Consider the following 24,108-nt stretch of genomic DNA (forward strand, 5'->3'; position numbering starts at 1 on the left):
GCCATCACCGTCAGCGCAAGTTCTTCGATACGGTTGCCGCCATTTCGTCGGCAGCCTGAATAACCTTGGAGTTCATTTCATAGGCACGCTGCGCCGTGATGAGATCGGTGATTTCCTTCACCGGATCGACATTCGACGCTTCGAGATAGCCCTGCTTGATCGAGCCGTAGCCCGGATCGCCTGGCACGCCGACCAGCGGACCGCCGGATGCTTCCGTCTCGCGATAGAGATTGCCGCCGAGCGGCTCCAGACCCGCTTCATTGGTGAAGTTAGCGAGGGTCAGCTGGCCGAGATCGACCTGATTGACCTGATCCTGCAGCTTGGCGAAAACCTGTCCCGTATCGGTGATCGTCACTTCAACGGCGTCTGGCGGAATGGTGATCGCCGGTTCGACAGGATTGCCATCGAGCGTCACAAGCTGGCCATCGGCATTCTTGTTGAACGCGCCAGCGCGCGCATAAAGCGTCTCGCCGGTCGGGCTCTGAATCTGAAACCAGCCCTTGCCGGTCAAAGCCAGATCGAATGGATTGCCGGTCTGGTTGAAACTGCCCTGCATATGGAGATTGCGCACCGCTGCCGTCTGCACGCCAAGGCCAACCAAAGCGCCTTCCGGCACGATGGACTGGTTAGCCTGATTGGGCACGCCTGCCGTACGCTCGGACTGATAAAGAAGATCGGAAAATTCCGCACGCGCGCGCTTGAAGCCCGTTGTGTTGATATTGGCGATGTTGTTGGCAATCACTTCCAGATTGAGCTGCTGGGCGTTCATGCCGGTGGCGGCGATCGTCAGGGCTTTCATGGCTTATTTATCCTTGGCTACCGCAAATCAGATGGGCATACGGCTGATTTCGAGATAGGCCTGCACGATCTTGTCGCGGATCGCGATGGCCGTCTGAAGCGACTGTTCGGCTTCCATGACGGAGCTGACCACATCGCGCACCGGCGCATCGCCCTTGATGCCCTGAATGGACGTCGCTTCAGCCGTCTGCAGCTTCTGGCCGACGGAATCCGTCATCTGAGACAGAACTTCGCCGAACGAGGCACCCGGAGCTGCCGGAACAGCCTGCGGCGCGGAAGTGGAACCCACGCCCTTTTCGGCTACGGTTTCCGAGAGGCGCGACAGGGCATTGCGCGCCGAAATGCTCATGATCGAGTCGTACATTATGTGCTCCTCAAGAGATCGATGGTCATGGAGATCAGCTCACGGGCTTGTTTCACGACCTGCAAATTGGCTTCATAGGAACGATTGGCTTCGCGCATGTCCGCCATTTCGACGACCATGTTGACATTGGGGTAACGGACATAGCCGCGCTCATCCGCTGCGGGATGGCTCGGCTCGTATTGCTCGATAAAGGGCGATGTGTCCTTGCCGACTTCGGCAATGCGAACTTCGGCGGCTCCTGTGCCCTGTTCCAGCTCGGTACGGAAGGACACCGTCTTGCGGCGATAGGGATCGGCGTCGGCAGTCTCGGCGGTGGACTGCGCATTGGCGATGTTTTCGGAAACGATGCGCAGACGCGTCGATTGGGCCGAAAGGCCCGACGCTGCGATCTTCAATGTGCTTTGCAAGGCATCGGAAGACATAACTACCCCTTCGCGACCGAAAGCATCATGCGATGGAACGCTTTGACGATGCTTGTGTTGAGCGAATATTCGCGGGCGATCTCACCGGCCTTCATCATTTCCTGTTCGACATCGACCGTATTGCCGGAGTGGGTCTGCTCGGTGATGTCGTCCGGCCGCAGGCGCGCACCGGCGATCCCGTCGGCCCCGGATTCCAGATGCAGAGGGCTGGTGGCAGCCATGGTAAGCTGCGTCTTGTCCAGTACATCCGCGAAAGGCTGCACGTCCCGCGCCCGGAAATCCGGCGTGTTCGCATTAGCGACATTGCCCGCAACAGTGGCTTGTCTCACCGACAACCACTGCGCCTGCCTTGCAGCCAGATCGAAAAGATGAATGGAGCTCATGGAGTTTCCCGCCTTTACAGTTGATTAACTTAAAGGCCGGAACTTGCGTCAAGCTTGCGGGAGGATAGGGCAGGAGGGCCTTATTGCCTTCCCCCTCACCTCCGCATCTCAATCACATCGCCCGACGATGTTGTGAGCTGCCAGGTGCCTGCACCGCGACCGATTGAAACGAGGTGACTGCCATCGGGCAGCAACGAGCCTTTTTCGACGAACCAGTAGCCTGACGTATCCTCGATCATCGCCATGCCGCCAACGACTTCGCGCAGTGCAAAAACCGGCTTCGGGAAAGCCTGCCCGTCCCCGCTTCCATCGCCGCCATTGCCCATGCCGGTGCCCGGAAGCCCCTTGCCGTTCGACATGACCGAGCCTGTCATCGTGTTGTCCACATCGGCATTCGGCGCAACCTGCTCGGATGGTCGGAAGGACGGAAAACGACGCACCGTTTTCTGTTCCGAACGGTCCAGCGGATCGATGATCTTGCGCTCGGCCTTCTCGGGCGAACCCAGATCGACGCGCTGAAGATAGGTGACGAAAGGCAGCATCGCACTTCCGGCGGCGAGCGTGATGGCCGCGATCTTGAGGTAGCGATCCACCTTGCTCTGCGGCTTCTTCATGCCTTCCTGTCGTGCAGCGGCCTCGACCTCCGCCGTCAGATCTGCAAGGAGTTTCTCTTCCTTTGTCTTGCGAAAGCCCGTCATCATGCGTATTGCGCCTGTCTGTCGCCGCGCAGTGCTGCGGCAAGGTCGTTATAGGGATCGTCCGATAAGCCGGTTTCCGGCGATTGCTGCAAGGCGTCGTAAATGCGCGGCACAAGATCGACCGCCTGATCCAGAAGGCCGTCATGGCCTTTCTGGTACGCCCCGATGGCACGCAGGTCGCGCGTTTCCTCAAAACGGGCAACCATGCCCCGCAATTGGCTGACCAGCTTGCGTTGTTCCGGTGTCCAATTGTGCTTTGCAAGGCGCGAAACCGAGCCCGGAATATCGACCGCCGGAAAGCGTCCCTGCGCTGCAATCGCCCGGTCAAGCACGATGTGGCCGTCCAGCGTGCCGCGGATCGTGTCGGAAACCGGATCATTGTGATCGTCGCCGTCGACCAGTACCGAATAGATGCCGGTGATGCTGCCGCCCGCTTCCGTGATACCGGGCCCTGCGCGCTCCAGAAGACGTGGCAACTGGCTGAAGACGCTTGGCGGATAGCCACGCGAAACCGGCGGTTCCTCAGCGGCAATCGCCACTTCACGCGCCGCATGGGCAAAGCGCGTGACGGAGTCAACGATCAGCAGGACATTCTGACCGAGATCGCGAAAATATTCGGCAATGGCCGTCGCCGTATTCGGTGCGAGGCGACGCATCATCGGGCTTTCATCGCCCGTTGCAACCACGGTTATCGTTTTGTCCAAGTGACCTGCCATGGTCTCTTCCAGCATCTCGCGCACTTCGCGTCCGCGCTCGCCGGTCAAAGCCAGTACCACCGTGTCGAAATCCGCCGCACGCGTCATCATCGCAAGCAGCGTCGACTTGCCGACACCAGAGCCTGCAAAGATGCCGATACGCTGGCCGAAGCAAAGCGGCGTGAAAATGTCGATGACATTGACGCCTGTACGCAAGCCGCGATCCACCCGCCCGCGGCGCAAGGCAGCCGGTGCAAGGCTCTCGGATGCCATTGGCCGGGTACCGGGCTGCAAAGCGCCCTTCCCGTCAACCGCCTCACCCAGCGCATTGATGACGCGTCCGCGCCATTCGAGTGCCGGGCGAATACGCATCGGCCCTTCCTCGAAAACCGCAGCGCCAAGCGAGGGAATGATGCGGTCATCGAAGGGTTTGACCAGCACCTGCGTGTCAGCCACCCGGATGATTTCGGCAAGGCTCTGGCCGCCTTGCGCGTGGATCGCCACCGCATCGCCCAAATGCGCATCACGCGAAAGCCCGCGCACGGCAATCGCCGAGCGCGACACGTCGCTCACCGTTCCGCCGATACCGGTGAGCGGTTTTGGCGCCACCGATTGCTGACGGGCAAAAGCGGCCAGACGGGAGAGCGGCAGATCAGGCGTCATCCGTTTCTGGAACCCAGGGTCTTAATAGCTTCAGAGACAGTACTTTCCTGCTGCGACAGCAGATTGTTGACCTGCTCAAACGCACGGCTGACGCTGATGAGGCGCGTCATCTCCGTCATGGCATCAACATTCGATCCTTCGATCATGCCCTGCACGACGCCCACGCTGTTGTCGTCGGCCACCGGCTGGGCAGGCTTGTTCGGGATCACACCGGATGTGCCTGCATAGGTCAGGTCCGCATCCGCCGGAATGGTGTAAAGACCGATAGCACCGATCTGTGTTCCGTTCTGGTAGATTGCGCCGTCGCTTGAAATCTTCGGTGCGCCGCCGCCGGGATTGAGTACGATGGGGGCACCGCCGACATCGAGAACCGGATGGCCGGTGATGGAAACGAGATCGCCCGTCGGCAGCATGTTCATGCGCCCGTCACGCGTATAAATCTGCCCCTGCGGTGTCGAGATCGACATCCAGACATCGCCCTTGACTGCAACGTCCAGCGGATTGTCGGTCTTGATCATAGGGCCTGCTTCGGTACGGATGAAGCTCTTGCCCGCCGTAGCGAAACTCACATCGTCGCTGGCCTTGTTCGAAACGATGGTATCGAACTTGGTGCCCTCGCCCCGGAAACCGACCGTTGAGACATTGGCGACATTGTGGGCAATGGCATCCATCCGCCGTTCCAGCGTGATGAGCGACGAAAGCCCGACATAAATCGAATTATTCTGCATCGCCTAACGCCCGCCCGGCTTGAAGTTCTGCAAGGTGCTGAGAATATCCATCGAAATGCCGACGGAAGACGTTCCGCCCAGAAGCAGGGACGCAATCGACGCCGGGCTGCTCGCCGTTGGATTGTTCATCTCATACATGGCGGTGAAGCGCGAAATGAGCTTCGACACGTAATCGGGATCGGACATCTTGGTGAAGTCGATCTTGTCCTCGATCATCTTCGCCTGCTTGTCGATATCAGCGTTGGATATACTGGATGGCCAGCCGAAGGTCGTCTGGATCATCGACACCAGCGCCCTGTCGCCAAGGATTTCATAGGCATTGGTGATCGTCGGCGCCTTGCGTGCGAAATAGAGTGCCAGCCGCACGCCTTCGTTCTGGCTTCCGGCTTCCGTTTCCATTGTCTGGCGAAGATATTTATCCACGACACCTTGTTGGGCAGCCGTGCTCTGCGTGGCCTCCGCGCCCTTGCCTGCAAAATCGAAGACGGTCGCAAATTCCTTGTAGCGCTTGTCGGTCAGCTTGTTCGCCATGGCATCATCGCTCGTGACGCCCTCAGTCAATATCTTGCGGACAAACGCCTTGGCGAAGGCCATGTCTTCCAGACCGAACGCCTTCATCGCGTAATTATAAAGGCGGCTATCGGCCATGAAATCATCGATGGATTTCACCTTGCCGATATTTTCCTTGTAGTAGGCGGTTTCCCGCTCCACCATCGGTTCCTTCGAAACACGCTGCAACGACCGCGCCATATCCGCCGCGATCAGGCGATAACTTGTCATCGTATCGACCATGCGCATGACCCCCTTCCGGTATTTCAATCCTTTATGAAAGACCAAGCTTGTCCGAAGCTGGCTTCCGCCCGCGCCAGTTGGCAAGCTTCGCGCAAGCCGCGATCCATAAGGTGCAATGAACGAACTTGTACGCGGGAGTCTCGAGCTTTGGGCATTATTGTCGGTCTTGTCATCACACTGGGCTGTATGCTGGGCGGCTTTATCGCCATGGGCGGACATGTCAGCGTGCTCATCCAGCCCTGGGAATTCGTCATCATTCTGGGTGCCGCGCTCGGGACCTTCTTCATCGCCAACCCTTTTTCACTCGTGAAAGACACGGGCCGCGCCTGCATGGAAGCATTCAGCAATGCCGTTCCAAAGCAGCGCGACTATCTCGACGTTCTGGGCGTGCTCTACAGCCTGATGCGCGAGCTGCGCGCCAAGTCGCGCAACGAAGTGGAAGTGCATATCGACAACCCGAGGGAATCGTCGATTTTTCAGGCCTATCCGAGCGTATTGAAGAAAGAAGACCTTACCCATTTCATCTGCGACTATTGCCGCCTCATCATCGTGGGCAATGTGCGCTCGCATGAAATCGAGGCGCTGATGGACGAGGAAATCCACACCATCGCCCGCGACAAGCTCAAGCCCTACCACGCCATGGTCAGCATTTCCGAAGCCCTTCCGGCACTCGGCATCGTTGCCGCTGTTCTCGGCGTCATCAAAGCCATGGGCGCGCTGGACCAGTCGCCGGAAGTGCTGGGCCATCTGATCGGTGCCGCCCTTGTCGGTACCTTTGCCGGCATCTTCTTCTCTTACGGCGTGGTCGGCCCGATCGCAGCCAAGATCAAATCGACCCGCGAAAAGAACAATCGCCTCTACATCGTCGTGAAGCAGACGCTTCTCGCCTATATGAACGGCTCCCTGCCGCAGATCGCCGTGGAGTATGGCCGCAAGACCATCTCCGCCTATGATCGCCCGACCATCGATGTGGTCGAGCAGGAAACCATGGCGAGCGCGCCGACCCAGCAGGCAGCGTAAGATGACTACGTTGGGGCAAAACCGCAAAAGCGATGTTCTGGCCGAGAACCTGCTGCGTGCCGCGGGTCTTTCAGGCGACGACCTGAAATCGCTTGCCCATGTGTTCAAGGATGCCTCGACCCATTTCTGTGACCGGCTGAAACATGGTTGCGCTGCCGCATTCGACGTTGAAGCAGGCCAGGTGGAAAGCACTGACGATGCTGCCTTTGCCGATATTCTCGACAAGGCTGCGATCATCGCACCTTTGAAGGCCGAGCGTTGGGGCAGCACACTTTATCTCACCGCCGATGCGACGCTCGTTTTCTCCGTGATCGAAGCCATGTATGGCGCACAGGGCCATGTCGGCTCTGTCGATGAGGACCGGCCTTTCGGCATGCTGGAACAGAAGATTTCCGCTCTTCTTGCCGGTCATCTCGCCAGTTCTCTCGATCAGGTTTTTGCCGCAAACGGACAGGCGCTTTTTACCGCCGGTGAATGCACCGACACAGCCGAATTCGACCGTGAGAATTTCGAGCGCTCGCGCCTTTTCGCCTGCCGCATCGATGTTACTGCTGCAGGCAAAACCGGGCAGGTTCATCTGCTGCTGCCGCGCAGCACGCACAAGCCGATGCAGGATGCCGTGGCAGCCTTTTTGCGCCGTCCGATGAACCAGACCGATCCGAGCTGGGCGAAGAAGATGCGACAGGAAGTCAGCCGTGCCCGCATCGAACTCGAAGCTTTCATCCAGCAGGGGTCGATGACGCTGGACGCCTTGTCGATGCTCGAAATCGGTCAGGTTCTCAAACTGCCTGTCGATGCCATGGAGCAAGTGCGCCTGCGCGCCGGCGATCAGCAGCTTTTCAAGTGCACGCTCGGCAAATCGGGCATTCATTTCACAGTCAAGGTCGGCGACCCGGTCAATCAGGAAGAGGATTTCATCGATGAGCTTGTTGCTGGCTAACGTGCTTTCCACATTGATGGCTCTTGCCTCGCTTGCTGCGCTCATCGTGGTTGGCCGCAAAGCCAACGAGACGATCAAGCTTGGCAAGCTGCTGGCGCTGCGCGTTGCAGCCGCCTCCAACGGTTTGGAGCGCGCCGTCAAGGCGATCCAGAGCGAACGCACCGACCTGACGGACGAAAACAACAAGCTCGAAGCCCGTCTTGCCGAAACGCAGCGCGTGCGCCGCGAAATGGAAGAAGCCATCGAAGAACTGAACAGGCTGCGCAAGGCCCTGACCCGCGACATCCGCCATGCGCGCAACGTCGCTGACAGCTCGCCGCGCACTGAAGACAAGATCGCCACTGCCACCGAACAATCGCTCCCGAAGGAAAAGAACGCGCTGCCGGTTTTCGTGCGTCGCGCGGTTCGTAAAGCTACCGTCGAACTTGCGGGGCAGGCATGAGCGCTGACAACAAGGACAAGAACATGCAGCAGGAACTGGACGAAGCCATTGAGGAACTGCGCGAGGAGAAGCCGCGCGGCACGCAGAAGGGCGCATCCAAACCCAATCTCGAACTCATCATGGGCATCCCTGTCGATGTTCAGGTTGTTCTTGGCGGCACGACCATGCCAGTTGCCAATCTGATGAAGCTTGGTCGCGGTGCGGTCATCACCCTCGACAAGCAGATCGGCGATCCGGTCGATATCGTGGTCAATGGCCGCGTCATCGCCCGTGGCGAAGTGATCGTCCTTGAAGACGATTCCTCGCGCTTCGGTGTCAGCCTCACCGAAATCATCGGCAAGTAACGGACGTGACCATGGCCGACAATGAACAGCAAGCCCTCGCGGAAGATCTTGAAGGCGGCGCTACGGGGCTCGTCGATACGCTGACCGGCCCGCAAAAGGCGGCAGCGATCCTCGTCGCCATCGGACGCCCCGCTGCCTCACGTCTTCTGAAGCATTTCAATGCCGAGGACCTGCGCAAGCTTGCCGGTCATGCCCGTACGCTGGAACCAATTTCTCCGCTCGACTTCGAACAGCTGGTCAAGCAGTTCGAGGATTCCTTTGCCGAAGGCGCGCCAGTTTCAGAAGCCGCCCAACGGTTTGAAGGTCTCTTGCGGGAAGCTCTGCCGCAGGAAGAAGTCGATGCAGTTCTGGAAGACCGCGTTCAGCCGCAGCTCGTTCAGGAATCGGTCTGGGTGCAGCTTGGGCGCCTGCCGGTTGATAACCTGCAGGCCTATCTGACCGACCAGCATCCGCAGATCATCGCCTATATCGTGTCGAAGCTCCCATCCGACCTCGCAGCCCGACTGTTCGTCGTCCTGCCGCCTCAGCTGCGCAATGCCGTCGTGCAGCGCTCGCTTCATATTGGCAATGTGGCACCGGCGGCTGCGGAACTTCTCGAAGACGTGCTGCGGCGCGATCTTCTCGGTCGCAGCGATTCCGGTCCGGTCAAAGCGCATCACGGCCAGATCGCCAACATCTTCAACCAGCTCGACAGAAGCGAGATGGAAGAACTGATGGCGAGCCTGGAAGATCTCAACCGCGACGATCTCAACCGCATCAAGGCCAAGCTCTTCACGTTTGAAGACATCGAGCGCCTGTCGCAGCGCGCACGCCTGCTGCTCTTCGATGAAGTGCAGACGGAACAGATCGCAACCGCACTTCGTGGAGCAGACACAAGGCTTCAGGAACTCGTTCTCTCGTCGCTCTCGACCCGTGGTCGCCGCATGGTGGAAACCGAGCTTGGCGCCGAGCAGGGCAACATAACCGCGCAGAACATTGCCGATGCGCGCCGCACGATAGCCCGTATCGCCATCGATCTTTCCGAGCGCGGTATCATCACCCTCGACGCAAGCGAAGCTTCGTCCTGATCCTGTGTGACCCATGGCAGATGATGCTGACAAGGAAAGCAAAACAGAAGAAGCCACCGAGCAGAAGATCCGCGACGCCTTGGAAAAGGGCAATATGCCCTTTTCCCGCGAAACGCCGATCCTCGCCGGTATCGCTTCCTTTCTGATTATCGCGGTCTTTGTCGCAGGGCCTGCCACCACGAAGCTCGCCGTCTTCCTGCGCGAACTAATCGACCGCCCCGAGGACTGGCTCCTCAACAGCGCGGAAGATGCAAGCCGCTTGTTCGGCGTGCTGGCGCTGGCAGTCGGTGCAGCCCTGGTGCCAGTGTTCATCATCATTCCGCTTGCCGGTATTGCAGCCTCCGCATTCCAGAATGCGCCGCGCTTCGTTGGCGAACGCATCCGCCCGCAGGCATCCCGCATATCTCCGCTTAAAGGCTGGCAGCGGATTTTCGGGCGCGCCGGTCAGGTGGAATTCCTCAAATCGCTGGCGAAATTTCTGGCGGCAAGTGTCATCGTCTTTGTCGTCTTCTTCAACGGCAACAGTCTTTTCACAGACGCAGTCGCTTCCGACCCGAGCGCCTTGCCGGAGTTTCTGCGCGAGAACATGGTGCGCCTGCTCGTCGCCAATGTTCTGGCCATTACCGCAATTGCGGCATTCGACCTTGCCTGGTCACGCATTCACTGGCGGCAGGAACTGCGCATGACGCGACAGGAAGTCAAAGACGAACTGAAGCAGTCGGAAGGCGACCCGCTGGTCAAATCGCGCCTGCGTTCGCTTGGCCGCGACCGTGCGCGCCGCCGCATGATCAACACCGTTCCGACGGCAACGCTGATCGTCGCAAATCCGACTCATTTTTCCGTAGCACTGCGCTACAAGCCCGATCAGGATGCAGCCCCGATCGTTGTAGCAAAGGGACAGGATCTCATAGCACTGAAGATAAGAGAGATTGCAGCGCAGCATTCCATCCCGATATTCGAGGACGTTCCGCTGGCGCGCGCGCTCTATAAACAGGTCAATGTCGACCAGATGATCGCGCCCGAATTCTACAAGGCTGTTGCCGAGCTTATCCGGGTGATCAATGCACGGCACGCGATACATTGATGAATAGCCATGATTTTTATATATTTCAGAACAGTGACAGCCTGTTCCCCCAGATCGGCGGTGAAACCATGAAGAGCCTGCAATTCTCGAACGAGCGCGAGGCGATTATTGCCCAGAACCTGGTTGAGGTCGCAACCGATCTTCGTCTGGTCGATCCGGCGGATTACATTGCTTTCATACGCTGCGAGCTTTTTGCCAATATCGCCGATATCGTCAGTTCAGCTACCGAGCTTTATTTCTTTCCCGGCACGCTGGAACTCGGCCATGGCGGCGAATATCTCTGCGACTGGCAGTCGGCTCCAGCCATCGTGCTCGACATGGAATTCCGCAATCAGGGCGTCTATGCCTATTTCCGCTTGACGCTGACCGACAAGACTGCCGGAGTAGAGCTGAACCATATCGCCTTCGAAGATGCGGATGAAGACCCGGCCAAAAATACGGCGAGGCTTGCCAACGCATTCGACGCTGCCCGTCTGCCGCTCAGAAAAAGGGCCTGAAGCATTTCCAGCAAAAGTGCGAAGCGGTTTGCGCGAGGCAGATGTGGCGAGAAGAATAAACAAACACCGGATGTCTCAGCATCCGGTGTCGTTATAATCAGGTCTTTATACTGCGGCTGAACTACACCAGATGGTGAACTTCCGGCATTTCGATGATGCCGAGCGACAGCGCCGTTGCGACAGCCGACGTGCGGTTGGAACAGTTGAGTTTGATCTTCGCATTCTGGAGATAGGTAACGACGGTCCAGCGCGCGATACTCAGGATTTCCGCAATCTCTCCATCCGTCTTGCCGTTCGCGGCCCAACGCAGGCAGTCGACTTCACGCGGGGTGAGAAGGCTTGCGACCGTCGCAACATCCTTGCAGCCGCACAGGGCTGAATGAATGATCCCGGACAGGCTCAGCAGGCGCGGACGAAGCTTGGCCACAAATTGTTCGCGATCTTCGTCGGGGCTCATCTCGAACATGAACAAGGTGCATCCCACAGCACCTTTCTGGCTCCGGGCTGACACGGCGACGAAGATGTTGCCCAGTCCATGCTTTTCCGCATCCTGCAGCAGTTCAGCAATGGACGGGCACTCATTGGCATCTTCCTGAAGATCGCGAACAATACCGCTGGCATCATTCTGGAAATAAGGCGCGTCTTCCTGAAAGATCGGATCGATGACGAAATAATTCTTGGTGGAATAACGCGCAGTCCAGGAGGTCGGCACGGTCATCACGACTGTCAGATCGGAAGAAGTAGTTTTCGTGCAGTCACCCATGCGCCCACGATAGGTATGCATGATGTGGCGGCAACCGATCTCATCGCGAATTCGCGTCAGGAGAGCAAGGGTGTCGCTTTGGAAGGCCGTTCCAAAGAAGGTCTTCTTGAAATTCGGAAAATGAATGAGATCGAGTGTCATTTTTACAATATCCTTGGTACGCAAGTCCGAGGGTTACTTTGTTACCGCCTCTGAAATATCAGCGAATCGTGTCCCTAGAACTTTTCAATCGTTTATAAGTGACATAAAAAATGTAGTCTCTGGCAACCCGCAATTAATGGATTGCAATCCTTTACACACAAGAACAGTGCGTAAATTATGGCCCTCAAGCAAAATTTATAGATTGAGCCAAAAATAAAATTTTCTAAATCGATTTGTAAAAATCAACTGTTCTCTTTTTGAACACTTCGCTGCTCCGTGCCATAGGCACGGTAGAAAAAGTCGATGGCGAGCTCAACGTTTTTACGAATCGTTTCCACCGATGGCGGTTCCGGCAAAACGCCAAACAGGCGAGGCCGATAGAGGCCAGACAGGAACAAATCAGAGAGCTGATAGGCCATTTTCTCGGGATCGAAAGGCTCCAGTTCGCCATTCTTAATCATATCATCGAGATACTCGGCCATGAGAACGAGGCTGCGCTTCGGTCCGCGCTCGTAGAAGCGGGCTGCAAGCTCGGGCTTGCGCTCGCTGACACCCAGAACAATGCGCTGCGCGCGCACTGCCGTCGGTGAGGTTATCAGCGTGACCAGCGCCACGCCGAAGTCGGTCAACTGCTGGCGCGAATTAAAACCCTTGTCGAGTTTTTCGATCAGTTCACGAAACATTGTATCGCGGTAATGCTCGCATAGTGCGACGAACAGATCTTCCTTGCTGTTGAAGTAAACGTAGATCGTTCCCTTCGACACACCAGCCTCGCGCGTGATGTCGTTCATGCTGGCTGCGTCGAACCCCATGCGCAGGAACACATCCTGAGCGCCTTCAAGGATTTGGCGGCGTTTTGCAGGGTCCTGGCCGGCGCCGAGCCGTGTGCGACCGCATTCCGTTTCGGAGCAGGACGATTTGCTGTTTCCGGGTCGGCCGACACCTTTTTCATCATGCCGGTTCCGGTCATGCATCATCGTATCCGGTGTTCCTTTGGTGTTGCGATCAGGCTTCATTCTTCGAGACTCTTAACTTTTTTCGAACCAAGCGGTTCGATATCCTCTTGATATGCGCATCTTATTGATCTATGTCAACATCGAACCGAGCGGTTCAATCCGAAGGATGTGCAGAAAGTTTCCCCTATGTCCGCCCCGAAGTCCGTTGATAAGGCCGATATTCATCCGTTCCCCAACGCCAAGAACTTCGCCTCGGCAACCCAGCCAGCGACAAGTGAGGCGCCTCTGAACGAGAGATCGCAGCCCCATACCGTACCGACCCCGCAGGAAGCCGCCCCTAAGGAAACTGCCAAAGAACCTGCAAAGAAAAAGGGCTTCGGTAAACGTGTCCTTCTTCCCGGCATTCTGACGGTCGCGGTCGCCGGAGGCCTCTGGTTTGCCTATGACTGGTGGACAGTTGGACGTTTCATGGTTTCAACCGACGACGCTTATGTGCAGGGCGATATTGCGTCCATCGCGCCGAAGGTTACGGGTTATATCGAAAATATCCCGGTGGTCGCGAACCAGCAGGTCAAGGCTGGCGACGTCATCTTCCAGCTTGATGCTGGTGATTACCAGATCGCGCTTGACGAAGCAGAAGCCAAGCTGGCGACCCAGAAGCAGACGCTCATCCGCATCAAGGCGGAGACCGATGCCGCGCAGGCTGTTCTTTTGCAGGCCAATGCCGACAAGCAGGCCGCAACAGCAGTCCTGACCAATGCTCAGAACACGATTGCGCGCGTGCAGAAGCTGCACGAAACGCGTTTCGTCGCGCAGGCTGATCTCGATACCGCCCAGTCCTCGCTGGACCAGGCACGCGCCAAGGTCGCTGGCGGCGATGCGCAGATCGCTTCCGCCAAGGCCAATATCGAAGTGCTCAACGCTCAATATAGCGAAGCCGACAGCACGATGAAATCGCTGGAACTCGCCCGCGATAAAGCCGCGCGTGATCTTTCCTTCACGTCACTGCGCGCGCCGTTCGACGGTGTGATCGGTAATCTTGCTGGCAAGAAGGGTGATCTCGTTTCGCCGGGCCAGAAAATTGCAGCACTTGTTCCGGTCAATGAGCTTTATATCGACGCGAACTTCAAGGAAACGCAGCTCGCAAAGATCAGGACCGGTGAAACCGCGCATATCTATGTCGATGCAATCGACGGCACGAAATTCGACGGCAAGGTCGCGTCCATCGCCCCGGCTTCGGGTGCAGTGTTCTCGCTGCTGCCGCCGGAAAATGCGACCGGTAACTTCACCAAGATCGTGCAGCGCGTTCCTGTTCGCATCATGATCCCGAAGGAAGCGTTGGAATCCGGCAAGATTCGCGCGGGCCTGAGTGTCGTGGTTGATATCGATACGCGCACGGCACCCGACGAAAAAGCCGACTGATCGAAATCGGCAGATCCTATTGAAGTAACACATGGCGGCGCGGCGAAACGGATTTCGCGCCGCCTTTCTCTTCCATTCCGGAGTGCGCCGTCATGGCCGCAGATACGACAATGGGGCCAGTAGCCCCGGCGGATGACCGCATCGACCCGAAGAAGGCCGTCGCCTTTCTGGCCATGGTGTTCGGCATGTTCATGGCGATCCTGGACATCCAGATCGTCTCGGCATCGCTTGCTGAAATTCAGGCGGGTCTGAGTGCCAGTTCCGACGAAATATCCTGGGTTCAGACATCCTACCTGATTGCCGAAGTCATCATGATTCCGCTGTCGGGCTTCCTCGGACGCCTGATGTCGACGCGCGTTCTCTTCACCCTTTCAGCGGCAGGCTTTACCCTCGCAAGTATGCTCTGTGCGACAGCGACGAACATCGAGCAGATGATCGTCTACCGCGCCATTCAGGGCTTCATCGGCGGCGGCATGATCCCCAGCGTGTTCGCGGCTGCCTTCACCATCTTCCCGCCTTCCAAGCGCTCGATCGTCTCGCCGATGATTGGCCTTGTGGCAACGCTTGCGCCCACCATCGGCCCGACGGTAGGCGGCTATCTGAGCCACGCCTTCTCCTGGCACTGGCTGTTTCTGGTCAATGTCGGTCCCGGCATTCTGGTCACCATCGCCGCATGGAACCTCATCGACTTCGACGAAGGCGACAGTTCGCTCCTCAGCAAGTTCGACTGGTGGGGCCTAGCCGGCATGGCAGCTTTCCTCGGCTCGATGGAATATGTGCTTGAAGAAGGCCCGCGTAACGACTGGCTGCAGGATGAAGCCATCTTCATTCTGACCGGCGTCATGATCATCGGTGGTATTCTCTTCTTCTTCCGGGCCTTCACGGCTGAAGAACCCATTGTGGACTTGCGCGCCTTCAAGAACGTCAACTTTGCCTTTGGCTCACTGTTTTCGTTCGTGATGGGCGTCGGCCTCTATGGTCTTACCTATCTTTATCCACTCTATCTCAGCAGCATACGCGGCTACGATGCCCTGATGATTGGGGAAGCGCTGTTCGTCAGCGGCCTTGCCATGTTCTTCACCGCGCCATTGGCAGGCTTCCTGTCAAACCGCATGGACCCGCGTCTGATGATGATGATCGGCTTCCTCGGCTTTGCGGCAGGCACATGGATGGTGACCGGCCTCACTGCAGACTGGGATTTCTACGAACTGCTGCTACCGCAGATCCTGCGCGGTTGTTCACTGATGCTTTGCATGGTGCCGATCAACAATCTGGCGCTGGGCACGCTCCCGCCTGCCCTGCTGAAAAATGCGTCGGGTCTTTTCAACCTGACCCGTAATCTGGGTGGCGCTGTTGGCCTTGCCGTGATCAACACGATTCTGACCCGTCGCGGTGACATGCACTATGAGCGTCTGGCGGAGCATGTTCGCTGGGGCAATGCCGAAGCGGAGAAAATGATCGCCAGTCTGACAGCCAAATACAATGCGGCTGGCATGGACGGCGCAACAATCGCCATTGCCAAGCTTTCCGGCATTGTGCGCCAGCAGGCTACCCTGCTCTCCTTCATCGATGTGTTCTTCATTCTCACGATGATGTTCTGCTCGCTTGCTGTCTGCGCCGTTATGCTGCGCAAACCGAAGCAGGTCGCCGGTGGTGGTGGAGGGCATTAAACCTTCCACCTCACAACTTCATACGAAACCCGCAAAGGTTCATTCAACTTTCGGAAGTTTTCGTTTATCCCCGATATCCGACATTGATGCCGCGCTGGGACAAACCCTTGTCGCGCAGGGAAAAGCCTCTCGCAGAATTGTGACAGCGGTGAATTTGCTGTCACATTTCCTGTCATAAAAATGCTGCTCCCGCTAACGGATGAATTGCTAAGTCCCTGAAAACGTGTTTCACTTTCCACCGCTGACAGTTTGTGACAATCCATAAACTGTCATCCAACCGTCATGTAGGGCGGGTATCGGGAATGCGCGAGCACCGGAATCGACCGGGGGCGTTCGCCGGACCTTAAACAGGGGAGTCAAACAATGCTTGCTTACACAGCGCGTCTGCTGTCGCTTTCGACGGCAATCGCCGTTGCCGGGGTTTCCATCGCCGCTGCTGAACCGTCAGCCGAACTGATCGCCGCTGCCAAGGCAGAAGGCGAACTGACCACCATCGCACTCCCGCATGACTGGTGCGGCTATGGCGAAATCATCAAGAGCTTCAAGGACAAGTACGGCCTCAAGGTCAACGAACTGAACCCGGACGCCGGTTCGGGCGATGAAATCGAAGCCATCAAGGCCAACAAGGACAACAAGGGCCCGCAGGCTCCTGACGTCATCGACGTCGGCTTCGCCTTCGGCGCATCGGCCAAGAAGGACGGCCTCATCCAGCCTTACAAGGTTGCAACATGGGACGAAATTCCGGACAGCGCCAAGGATGCTGAAGGCTACTGGTACGGCGATTATTACGGCGTTCTGGCCTTCGAAGTGAACAAGGACATCGTCAAGGACATCCCGCAGGATTGGGAAGACCTTCTCAAGAGCGACTATGCCAACTCCGTTGCGCTTGCAGGCGATCCGCGCGTTTCCGCACAGGCCATCCTCGGCGTTCATGCCGCCGGTATCGCCCGTGGCGGTGAACCGGGCGAAGCCGCAGGCAAGAAGGGCCTTGAATTCTACAAGGAACTGAATGCCAACGGCAACTTCGTTCCGGTCATCGGCAAGGCTGCCTCGCTGGCACAGGGTTCCACCCCGATCGTCGTCCGTTGGGACTATAACGCTCTCGCCGATCGCGACACGCTCAAGGGCAACCCGGAAATCGAAACCGTCATTCCGAAGTCGGGCGTCATCGCTGGCGTGTATGTTCAGGCAATCAGCGCCTACGCACCGCATCCGAACGCTGCGAAGCTGTGGATGGAACACATCTATTCGGATGAAGGCCAGCTCGGCTATCTGAAGGGCTACTGCCACCCGATCCGCTTCAATGCAATGGCGAAGGCTGGCAATATCCCGCAGGAACTGCTCGACAAGCTGCCACCGGCAGAAGCCTATGAAAAGGCTATCTTCCCGACCCTGGAACAGATTGAGGCCGCACAGACCACGATCACCAAGGAATGGGACAGCGTCGTGGGCGCAAACGTCCAGTAAGGACCTGTAAGCGCCAAGTACACACTTGTCGCATCGAACACATATCGCGTCGGCCTTAGAGCGCATCCCGAAAAGTGTGAAACGGTTTTCGGAAAAGATGCGCGGTGCAGAACAAAAGTTGAGATACATTGATCTGGTTTATTCAGATCGGCGTATCTCAACGGTCGGCGCGATATCAAAGCGGCTTTCATCTGAGCCGCCGGTCCTCTTTTCCAAACAGCGTCACGCTCCTTGGCAAACAGGATGCGCAGTTCAAAAAGAATGCTAGCTATTTCCGGCAGGGCGAATGACAGCCTGCCGATCGCAAAAAATAAAAACAAAAGTCGGAACGGTTCTGTCAGTTCCGTTCTGGCGGGAACCGGTCTAAAGAAAGAACGTATGAGTTCAATAGCCGAAACATCAGCCCCCAGCGGAGTGCGCAAGCGCCGACTTCCGTTGTCATGGCTTGGCGTGACACCGTTTTTCATCTTCGCCATTTTGTTCCTGATCTGGCCGACGATGTATCTCATCATCGGTGCATTTCAGGACCCGGCCGGAAACTTCACGCTCCAGAACATCCACGATCTGTTCCAGCCGCAAATCATGAGCGCCTACTGGGTATCGATCAAGGTCAGTCTGGCATCGGCCATTGGCGGCGCGATCATCGGCTTCTTTCTGGCCTGGGCAGTCGTTCTCGGCAACCTGCCTTCGTGGCTGCGTCCGACGGTATTGACCTTTTCAGGCGTAGCATCGAACTTTGCAGGCGTGCCGCTTGCCTTCGCCTTTCTGGCGACACTGGGGCGAACCGGCTTTGTGACGATCCTGCTCAGGGAGTGGTTCGGTTTCAATCTCTATTCGACAGGTTTCAACCTGCTCTCCTTCTTCGGCCTGACGCTGACCTATCTGTTCTTCCAGATACCGCTGATGGTGCTGATCCTGACACCCGCGCTCGACGGCCTGAAAAAGGAATGGCGGGAGGCCTCATCCATTCTGGGTGCAACCACCGCGCAATACTGGCGCATGGTGGCCTTCCCGATCCTGTGGCCGAGCCTGCTCGGCACGACGCTTTTGCTGTTCGCCAATGCCTTCGGGGCGATTGCGACGGCCTACGCTCTGACGGGCTCCTCGCTCAACATCGTGCCGATCCTGCTCTATGCCCAGATCCGCGGCGACGTTCTGCATAACCAGAACCTCGGCTACGCGCTGGCACTTGGCATGATCGTCATTACGGGTGTTTCGAACCTCATCTATATCTGGCTGCGCATTCGCGCCGAGAGGTGGCAGCGATGAAAAAGAAAGGCATTAATGCCCAGAAGATTGGGGCCTGGATCGCCTTCCTGATCGGCGCAATCTACTTCCTCGTCCCACTGATTGGCACGTTCGAATTCTCGCTGCGTATGCGGCGCGGCGAATATTCCTTCGATGCCTATCGGGTCGTGTTCTCCGATCCGAACTTCCAAGCAACCTTTGGCTATTCGATTCTGCTTGGCTTGCTCACCATCGTTTTCGGTGTTCTGCTGGTGGTGCCTACGGCCTATTGGGTGCGCCTGCGCCTGCCGCAACTGCGCCCGGTGATGGAATTCATCACGCTGATGCCATTGGTCATTCCGGCCATCGTCATCGTGTTCGGTTACTTGCGCATCTACAACTCGTCGTCGTGGCTGCCGTTCACTGCATCCACCCGCGCGACCGACCTGCTCCTGATGTTCGGCTATATGACGCTGTCGCTGCCCTATATGTATCGCGCTGTCGACACAGCGATGCGCACGATTGATGTTCGCACGCTGACCGAAGCAGCCCAAAGCCTCGGCGCGGGCTGGGGCCGCATCATGTTCAAGGTGATTTTCCCGAACGTCATCTCCGGCGTGATGAGCGGTGCTTTCATCACATTCGCCATCGTCATCGGTGAATTCACGCTGGCTTCGCTTCTGAACCGTCCGGCCTTCGGTCCCTACCTGCAGCTGGTCGGCGCAAACCGCGCCTACGAACCGTCAGCGCTGGCGATCATTTCGTTCGGCATCACGTGGCTCAGCATCATCATGCTGCAGCTCGTCTCGCGCCTCAATAAATTCAAGACAACCGCCGGGTAACATTCATGGCTTTTCTCAACATCAAAAACCTGAAAAAGAGCTTCGGCGCCAATACCGTCGTCCACGATTTCAACCTCGCCGTGAAAAAGGGCGAATTCGTTTCTTTCCTCGGTCCATCGGGCTGCGGCAAGACAACCGTTCTTCGCATGATCGCCGGTTTCGAAGCGCCCGATAACGGTGCCATCGAAATCGACGGCAAGGATGTAGTCGATCTCAAGCCCAACCAGCGCAATATCGGCATGGTGTTTCAGGCCTATGCGCTCTTTCCGAATATGACGGTGGCGCAGAATGTTTCGTTCGGCCTGCGCGTTGCCGGAAAGCCGAAGGCGGAAATCGACGCCACCGTGCAGGAGATGCTCGGCCTCATCCGTCTCGATCATCTGGCGGATCGTTATCCCTATCAGATGTCCGGTGGCCAGCAGCAGCGCGTGGCACTGGCCCGCGCGCTTGCCACCAAGCCGCAGGTTCTTCTGCTCGACGAGCCGCTATCGGCACTGGATGCGAAAATCCGTATATCCTTGCGCGAAGAAATCCGTGCCATCCAGCAGAAGCTTGGCATTACCACCGTCTTCGTCACCCACGATCAGGAAGAAGCGCTGTCGATTTCCGACCGCATCGTGGTCATGCACGAAGGCCGCGCCGACCAGATCGGCTCGCCCTTCGACATCTATAACCGCCCTGCCTCACGCTTCGTGGCATCTTTCGTCGGCACACTCAACATGCTGGAAGCCTCAGTTAGCGAACCCGGCAAGAACAGCATCGAACTCGACGGCCGCACCATCACCGTGCAGGAAAAGCTCGACCATCATCCGAAGGGCAAGCCTGTCACACTGGCCCTGCGCCCGGAAGCTGTCAGCCTCGAAGCACGCAAGAGCCACGATACCTCGCTGGACGCGACCATCGAGGACGTGCACTTCCTCGGCTCCGTCATCCGCACGCGTGTGGCGCTTGGCAAGAACCGCCTGTCGTTCGACACGTTCAACGACCCGACCCAGCCTCCGCCGCAGCGCGGTGACAAGGTGACGGTGCATTTCGCCTCGCATGATCTGCTCGTGCTGGCAGATTAGAGCGCATCCCGAAAAGTGTGAAACGGTTTTCGGAAAAGATGCGCGTAAAAACAAATGATTAGAGCGCCGATCTGATCCAATCAGATCGAAACACGCTCTAAAACAAAAAAGCCGCCCGATGGGCGGCTTTTTTGTTTGTCACGTGCGCGACGGGCTGATGAGATTTCGGTTCATGTCGTGCCGAAAATGGTGGCTTTCGAGAACCGGATCGCAGAGGGACGCCATTTGCAGGCGGGTGAGGGACCGAAAGATATCAGCCCCAGGGACCGTGGAAATCACCATCCTTATCGATACGCTTGAAGCCGTGCGAACCGAAGAAGTCGCGCTGGCCCTGAATGAGATTGGCTGTGCCGAGCGCCTGCGTGAAGCTGTCGAAATAGCTGAGCGCTGAGCCGAGCGCTGGCAGAGGCAGGCCAGCGAGTGCCGCCTTGGCGACGATCTGGCGCAGGCCCTTGGAAGCCTTGCTCATGCGCTCCACAAAAGCAGGTGCCAGCAGCAGGTTGCGGCTTTCGCTGTCTTCGAAGGCATGGGCGATATCGTCCAGAAGCTGCGAACGAATGATACAGCCTGCGCGCCAGATGCGCGCCGTTTCGGCAAGCGGAATGTTCCAGCCATGCTCTTGCGAGGCGGCTTCCATCACCGCAAACCCTTGAGCATAGGCAGCAATTTTGCCAGCAAGCAGGCCCTGCTCCAGATCGGCAAGGAATTTTGCCTGATCGGAAATGTCGAGGCTGCGCGAACCCGGCTTGTAGGCCTTTGCGGCAAGCTCACGCGTAGCCTTCAGCGAGGACAGCGAGCGCGCGGCAACAGCGGCTTCGATTGCCGTTGCCGGAACGCCAAGCATCTGCGCCTCGATGGCCGCCCAGCGGCCCGTGCCCTTCTGACCAGCTTCATCGAGGATCATGTCGACCATCGCCTTGCCGGTTTCCGGATCGGTCGCCTTCAGCACCTTGGCGGTGATTTCGATCAGATAGGAGTTGAGCGGGCCTTCGTTCCATTTCTCGAACACATCACCGATAGCCGGAGCCGAAAGCCCGAGGCCGTCCCGCAGGATGCCGTAGATTTCGGCGATCATCTGCATGTCGGCATATTCGATACCATTGTGGATCGTCTTGACGAAATGACCGGCGCCATCCGGGCCGACCAACGCGCAGCAAGGCTCGCCCTTGTACTTGGCGGCGGCAGCAAGCAGGATCGGTGCGATGCGCTCATAGGCTTCCTCGGTGCCGCCGACCATCATCGACGGGCCATGGCGTGCGCCTTCCGCACCGCCGGAAACGCCCATGCCGACAAAGGTTGGGTCGTTGGGGCCAAGTGCCTTCAGACGGCGCACCGTATCGCGGTAATCGGAATTACCGGCGTCGATCATGATATCGCCCTTCTCAAGATAAGCCTTGAGGCGGGTGGTTTCGGCATCCACGGGAGCGCCTGCCTTGATGAGGAAGATGATGGGACGCGGCTTGCGGATATTGGCAGCCAGATCCTCGAAAGTGGGGCAAGGGATGATCTTGTCGCGCAGCGGGCCAGCCTTTTCCATGAAGGCTTTGAGCACAGGCTCATCACGGTCATAGACGGCTACCGTGTAGCCTTTCTCGGCTATGTTCAGCGCCAGGTTGGAGCCCATGACGCCAAGGCCGACCATTCCGATATCTGCTTTTTCCATTTTGTGCCCTTCAGAAATGCAACCGACCGGCCGTCGTCTAGACACATGCAGAACATCGAACGCCGACAAGCCGAACCGATAAGAATAGGCTGCAGCCGGATTTCGGCAGCAGCGCATGTCAATCTGTATCCTATTGTGGGATGATCTAGGGCATATGACGCAAAGTTGATAGACCTCCCATGACGAAAATCACCGGTTTTGCCCGTGGAAGCGTCTGGTTAAATCGGTTAGCTCACCCCAAAAACCTGTATTTCGCGCACTTCACACCCGTTCCAGCTTGCGATGCGGCAGCGGCGGCAATTCGACAATTATCGCGTCATCCGCCTTCACCGTGCCGCCTGCAAGAACGACGGTCATGATGCCGGACTTGCGAACAAGTTCGCCATCGGGCGTGCGATCCAGCACAGCATCGAGAAGCCCGGTCTGGAAATTCTCTATCTGGGAGCAAGGGTTGCGCAGGCCCGTTGTTTCCAGAACGACCTCGTCGCCAATTCGGATCAAAGCGCCCTGCGGCAGCCCCAGAAGATCGACCCCGCGCGTGGTGACGTTCTCGCCAAGATCTGCGGGCGCGACATCAAAACCCTTTTCCGCAAGCTCGTCGAAAAGCTCGGCATGAATGAGATGCACCTGCCGCAGATTGGGTTGCGTCGGGTCGGCCCGCACGCGTGAACGGTGCTTCACCGTCACGCCTTGATGCGCGTCGCCTTCGACGCCGAGTCCTGTGACGATGCGGATTTCCGGCACAACCTGCTTTGAAAAACGATGCTCGCCATCCCGCGCCACAGCCACGACAAATCCACGCATCACGTCCACCTCTCCTGACAGGATAAACAAACTTCGTTAGCCGCATTACATGGGTTATATAGCACCTGTATGAAGCTGTGGGGCAAGCACTTGAATCGCGACAAGCAGGCAAAGACGGATTTCCGCTGGGGCATTTGGGGCACAGGCACGATAGCCGCCGCCTTTGCTGCCGATATTCAGGCAAGTACCGGAATGCGCGTTACCGCAGTCTGCTCGCGAGCATCAGAGACCGCCGAGACATTCCGGCGACGTATCGGCGCCGACAAGGCGTTTGGCGATTCAGGTGAATTTCTTTCCGACGCGGATATCGATGCCGTCTATATTGCGACCCCGAGTGCCATGCATGTGCTGCAGGCCATGCAGGCAATCGCAGCGGGCAAGCCCTGCCTGATCGAAAAGCCGCTCTCGCTGGATGCTGCTGGCGCGCGGCAGATCGAAGCTGCGGCAAAAGCAAAAAACGTCTTCGCCATGGAAGCCATGTGGAGCCGTTTTCTGCCAGCTATCCGCGCTACCAAACAGCATATCGATAATGGTCGCATCGGCACTGTGACGCGCATCGAAGCCGATCTTTCCTATATCCGTGCCTACGACCCGCAAAGCCGCTTCTTCAGCCCGGACCTTGGCGGCGGCGCAGCATTCGATCTGGGTGTGTACCCGGTTTCGCTTGCATTGTATTTTCTCGGTCTGCCGGATCATGTCGATGGTCGCTGGCAGCGCGCCAAAAGCGGCGTGGACATGCGCACCGAGTTCCAGCTCAGCTGGCAGGGTGCCACGGCCAGCCTCTCCTGCGGCTTCGACCGCGACGGCGACAATCGCATGCTGATTGAGGGAACCAGGGGCACGATCCTGATCCACGCGCCGTTTCTGAAAGCCCAGAGGCTGACCCTGTTTTCAGCCTTTGCTGCGCGGTCGTCGCTCGGGCCGAATGGCGGCAAAGGCCTTGTCGGCAAGGTTATGAACCGCCTGCCCCTGCCGGGCCGCACAATCGAAACTTATGCCTTTTCCGGCAACGGGCTGCAGTTTCAGGCCGAAGCGGTCCGCGATGCGGTGCGAAGCGGCCAAATCTCCAATGCGATCATGCCACTCGACCAGAGTGCAGCCGTTGCCGATATCGTCCGCAAGGTGCTGGCTAGAGCATGATTCCGAAAA

Annotated in this window: 26 protein-coding genes; 14 read left to right on the forward strand and 12 right to left on the reverse strand. The window is 57.8% G+C overall.

The genetic code is table 11. The annotated features are described in order from the left end of the window. Window positions 1-10 precede the first annotated feature (10 nt). The 8 genes from flgG to AC1RHM_RS05615 all read right to left on the reverse strand — a co-directional run bounded on the left by flgG (window position 11) and on the right by AC1RHM_RS05615 (window position 5,543). The gene (gene flgG, locus AC1RHM_RS05580) at window positions 11-799 is read right to left on the reverse strand and encodes a flagellar basal-body rod protein FlgG (protein ID WP_010660730.1); all 789 of its coding nucleotides are present in this window, start codon (window positions 797-799) and stop codon (window positions 11-13) included. Between the two features lie 27 nt (window positions 800-826). After that, window positions 827-1,162, reverse strand: coding sequence for a flagellar hook-basal body complex protein FliE (gene fliE / locus AC1RHM_RS05585; RefSeq protein WP_010660729.1), 336 nt, complete (start codon window positions 1,160-1,162; stop codon window positions 827-829). Then, window positions 1,162-1,584, reverse strand: a complete 423-nt coding sequence (gene flgC / locus AC1RHM_RS05590; protein ID WP_012093515.1) for a flagellar basal body rod protein FlgC — start codon at window positions 1,582-1,584, stop codon at window positions 1,162-1,164. Before flgC ends, fliE begins: the two co-directional genes overlap by 1 nt. A gap of 2 nt (window positions 1,585-1,586) precedes the next feature. Continuing rightward, complete coding sequence (gene flgB / locus AC1RHM_RS05595; RefSeq protein ID WP_010660727.1) at window positions 1,587-1,967, reverse strand: flagellar basal body rod protein FlgB; 381 nt, start codon at window positions 1,965-1,967, stop codon at window positions 1,587-1,589. 95 nt (window positions 1,968-2,062) lie between these two features. Then, window positions 2,063-2,668, reverse strand: a complete 606-nt coding sequence (locus AC1RHM_RS05600) for a hypothetical protein (RefSeq protein ID WP_012093517.1) — start codon at window positions 2,666-2,668, stop codon at window positions 2,063-2,065. Further along, a complete protein-coding gene (gene fliI / locus AC1RHM_RS05605; protein ID WP_151607540.1) occupies window positions 2,665-4,023 on the reverse strand; it encodes a flagellar protein export ATPase FliI in 1,359 nt (452 codons plus the stop codon). Before fliI ends, AC1RHM_RS05600 begins: the two co-directional genes overlap by 4 nt. Next, on the reverse strand, window positions 4,020-4,751 hold the full coding sequence (flgF, locus tag AC1RHM_RS05610) for a flagellar basal-body rod protein FlgF (RefSeq protein WP_029929835.1): 732 nt from the start codon (window positions 4,749-4,751) through the stop codon (window positions 4,020-4,022). The genes fliI and flgF overlap by 4 nt, the downstream gene beginning before the upstream one ends. 3 nt (window positions 4,752-4,754) lie before the next feature. Continuing rightward, a complete protein-coding gene (locus tag AC1RHM_RS05615) occupies window positions 4,755-5,543 on the reverse strand; it encodes a DUF1217 domain-containing protein (RefSeq protein ID WP_151576788.1) in 789 nt (262 codons plus the stop codon). A gap of 147 nt (window positions 5,544-5,690) precedes the next feature. Between AC1RHM_RS05615 and motA the strand changes: the two genes are divergently transcribed. The 7 genes from motA (at window position 5,691) to AC1RHM_RS05650 (ending at window position 10,937) form a co-directional block, all read left to right on the forward strand. Then, a complete protein-coding gene (motA, locus tag AC1RHM_RS05620; RefSeq protein WP_151576787.1) occupies window positions 5,691-6,563 on the forward strand; it encodes a flagellar motor stator protein MotA in 873 nt (290 codons plus the stop codon). Window position 6,564: 1 nt separating this feature from the next. Beyond that, window positions 6,565-7,503: a FliM/FliN family flagellar motor switch protein gene (locus AC1RHM_RS05625; protein WP_151576786.1), complete on the forward strand. Its 939-nt coding sequence runs from the start codon at window positions 6,565-6,567 to the stop codon at window positions 7,501-7,503. After that, window positions 7,484-7,945: a BAB2_0123 family type IV secretion system effector gene (locus tag AC1RHM_RS05630; protein WP_029929830.1), complete on the forward strand. Its 462-nt coding sequence runs from the start codon at window positions 7,484-7,486 to the stop codon at window positions 7,943-7,945. The genes AC1RHM_RS05625 and AC1RHM_RS05630 overlap by 20 nt, the downstream gene beginning before the upstream one ends. Continuing rightward, complete coding sequence (fliN, locus tag AC1RHM_RS05635) at window positions 7,942-8,289, forward strand: flagellar motor switch protein FliN (protein WP_012093523.1); 348 nt, start codon at window positions 7,942-7,944, stop codon at window positions 8,287-8,289. Before AC1RHM_RS05630 ends, fliN begins: the two co-directional genes overlap by 4 nt. Before the next feature lie 11 nt (window positions 8,290-8,300). Further along, complete coding sequence (locus tag AC1RHM_RS05640; RefSeq protein ID WP_010660718.1) at window positions 8,301-9,356, forward strand: flagellar motor switch protein FliG; 1,056 nt, start codon at window positions 8,301-8,303, stop codon at window positions 9,354-9,356. A 13-nt stretch (window positions 9,357-9,369) separates the two neighbouring features. Beyond that, a complete protein-coding gene (gene flhB / locus AC1RHM_RS05645; protein ID WP_010660717.1) occupies window positions 9,370-10,440 on the forward strand; it encodes a flagellar biosynthesis protein FlhB in 1,071 nt (356 codons plus the stop codon). A 68-nt stretch (window positions 10,441-10,508) separates the two neighbouring features. Beyond that, entirely contained in the window at window positions 10,509-10,937 is a 429-nt protein-coding gene (locus AC1RHM_RS05650) for a BspJ family T4SS effector nucleomodulin (protein WP_012093524.1), read from the forward strand. Window positions 10,938-11,058: 121 nt separating this feature from the next. Here the strand turns inward: AC1RHM_RS05650 and AC1RHM_RS05655 are convergent, their stop codons facing one another. Continuing rightward, complete coding sequence (locus AC1RHM_RS05655) at window positions 11,059-11,841, reverse strand: helix-turn-helix transcriptional regulator (RefSeq protein WP_010660715.1); 783 nt, start codon at window positions 11,839-11,841, stop codon at window positions 11,059-11,061. A 242-nt stretch (window positions 11,842-12,083) separates the two neighbouring features. Next, complete coding sequence (locus tag AC1RHM_RS05660) at window positions 12,084-12,857, reverse strand: TetR/AcrR family transcriptional regulator (RefSeq protein ID WP_010660714.1); 774 nt, start codon at window positions 12,855-12,857, stop codon at window positions 12,084-12,086. A gap of 126 nt (window positions 12,858-12,983) precedes the next feature. On the opposite strand from AC1RHM_RS05660, the gene AC1RHM_RS05665 reads away from it, so the two are divergent. The 6 genes from AC1RHM_RS05665 (at window position 12,984) to AC1RHM_RS05690 (ending at window position 20,492) form a co-directional block, all read left to right on the forward strand. Then, window positions 12,984-14,219: an HlyD family secretion protein gene (locus AC1RHM_RS05665; RefSeq protein WP_010660713.1), complete on the forward strand. Its 1,236-nt coding sequence runs from the start codon at window positions 12,984-12,986 to the stop codon at window positions 14,217-14,219. Between the two features lie 92 nt (window positions 14,220-14,311). Beyond that, on the forward strand, window positions 14,312-15,889 hold the full coding sequence (locus tag AC1RHM_RS05670; protein ID WP_010660712.1) for a DHA2 family efflux MFS transporter permease subunit: 1,578 nt from the start codon (window positions 14,312-14,314) through the stop codon (window positions 15,887-15,889). Window positions 15,890-16,252: 363 nt separating this feature from the next. Beyond that, the gene (locus AC1RHM_RS05675; protein ID WP_151576785.1) at window positions 16,253-17,356 is read left to right on the forward strand and encodes an ABC transporter substrate-binding protein; all 1,104 of its coding nucleotides are present in this window, start codon (window positions 16,253-16,255) and stop codon (window positions 17,354-17,356) included. Window positions 17,357-17,734: 378 nt separating this feature from the next. Next, on the forward strand, window positions 17,735-18,625 hold the full coding sequence (locus AC1RHM_RS05680) for an ABC transporter permease (RefSeq protein ID WP_010660709.1): 891 nt from the start codon (window positions 17,735-17,737) through the stop codon (window positions 18,623-18,625). After that, window positions 18,622-19,425 (forward strand): ABC transporter permease, encoded by an 804-nt coding sequence (locus AC1RHM_RS05685; RefSeq protein WP_010660708.1) that lies wholly within the window; start codon window positions 18,622-18,624, stop codon window positions 19,423-19,425. Before AC1RHM_RS05680 ends, AC1RHM_RS05685 begins: the two co-directional genes overlap by 4 nt. Before the next feature lie 5 nt (window positions 19,426-19,430). After that, complete coding sequence (locus AC1RHM_RS05690; RefSeq protein WP_010660707.1) at window positions 19,431-20,492, forward strand: ABC transporter ATP-binding protein; 1,062 nt, start codon at window positions 19,431-19,433, stop codon at window positions 20,490-20,492. Between the two features lie 253 nt (window positions 20,493-20,745). On the opposite strand, the gene gnd is transcribed toward AC1RHM_RS05690, so the two are convergent. Both gnd and AC1RHM_RS05700 read right to left on the reverse strand, forming a co-directional pair. After that, a complete protein-coding gene (gene gnd, locus AC1RHM_RS05695; RefSeq protein ID WP_010660706.1) occupies window positions 20,746-22,155 on the reverse strand; it encodes an NADP-dependent phosphogluconate dehydrogenase in 1,410 nt (469 codons plus the stop codon). 261 nt (window positions 22,156-22,416) lie between these two features. Continuing rightward, window positions 22,417-22,959 (reverse strand): MOSC domain-containing protein, encoded by a 543-nt coding sequence (locus AC1RHM_RS05700; protein WP_012093529.1) that lies wholly within the window; start codon window positions 22,957-22,959, stop codon window positions 22,417-22,419. 90 nt (window positions 22,960-23,049) lie between these two features. Between AC1RHM_RS05700 and AC1RHM_RS05705 the strand changes: the two genes are divergently transcribed. Further along, window positions 23,050-24,099: a Gfo/Idh/MocA family protein gene (locus tag AC1RHM_RS05705; RefSeq protein WP_029929824.1), complete on the forward strand. Its 1,050-nt coding sequence runs from the start codon at window positions 23,050-23,052 to the stop codon at window positions 24,097-24,099. Window positions 24,100-24,108: the final 9 nt, after the last annotated feature.

This window comes from Brucella sp. GW823-FHT04E01 (assembly GCF_058796175.1).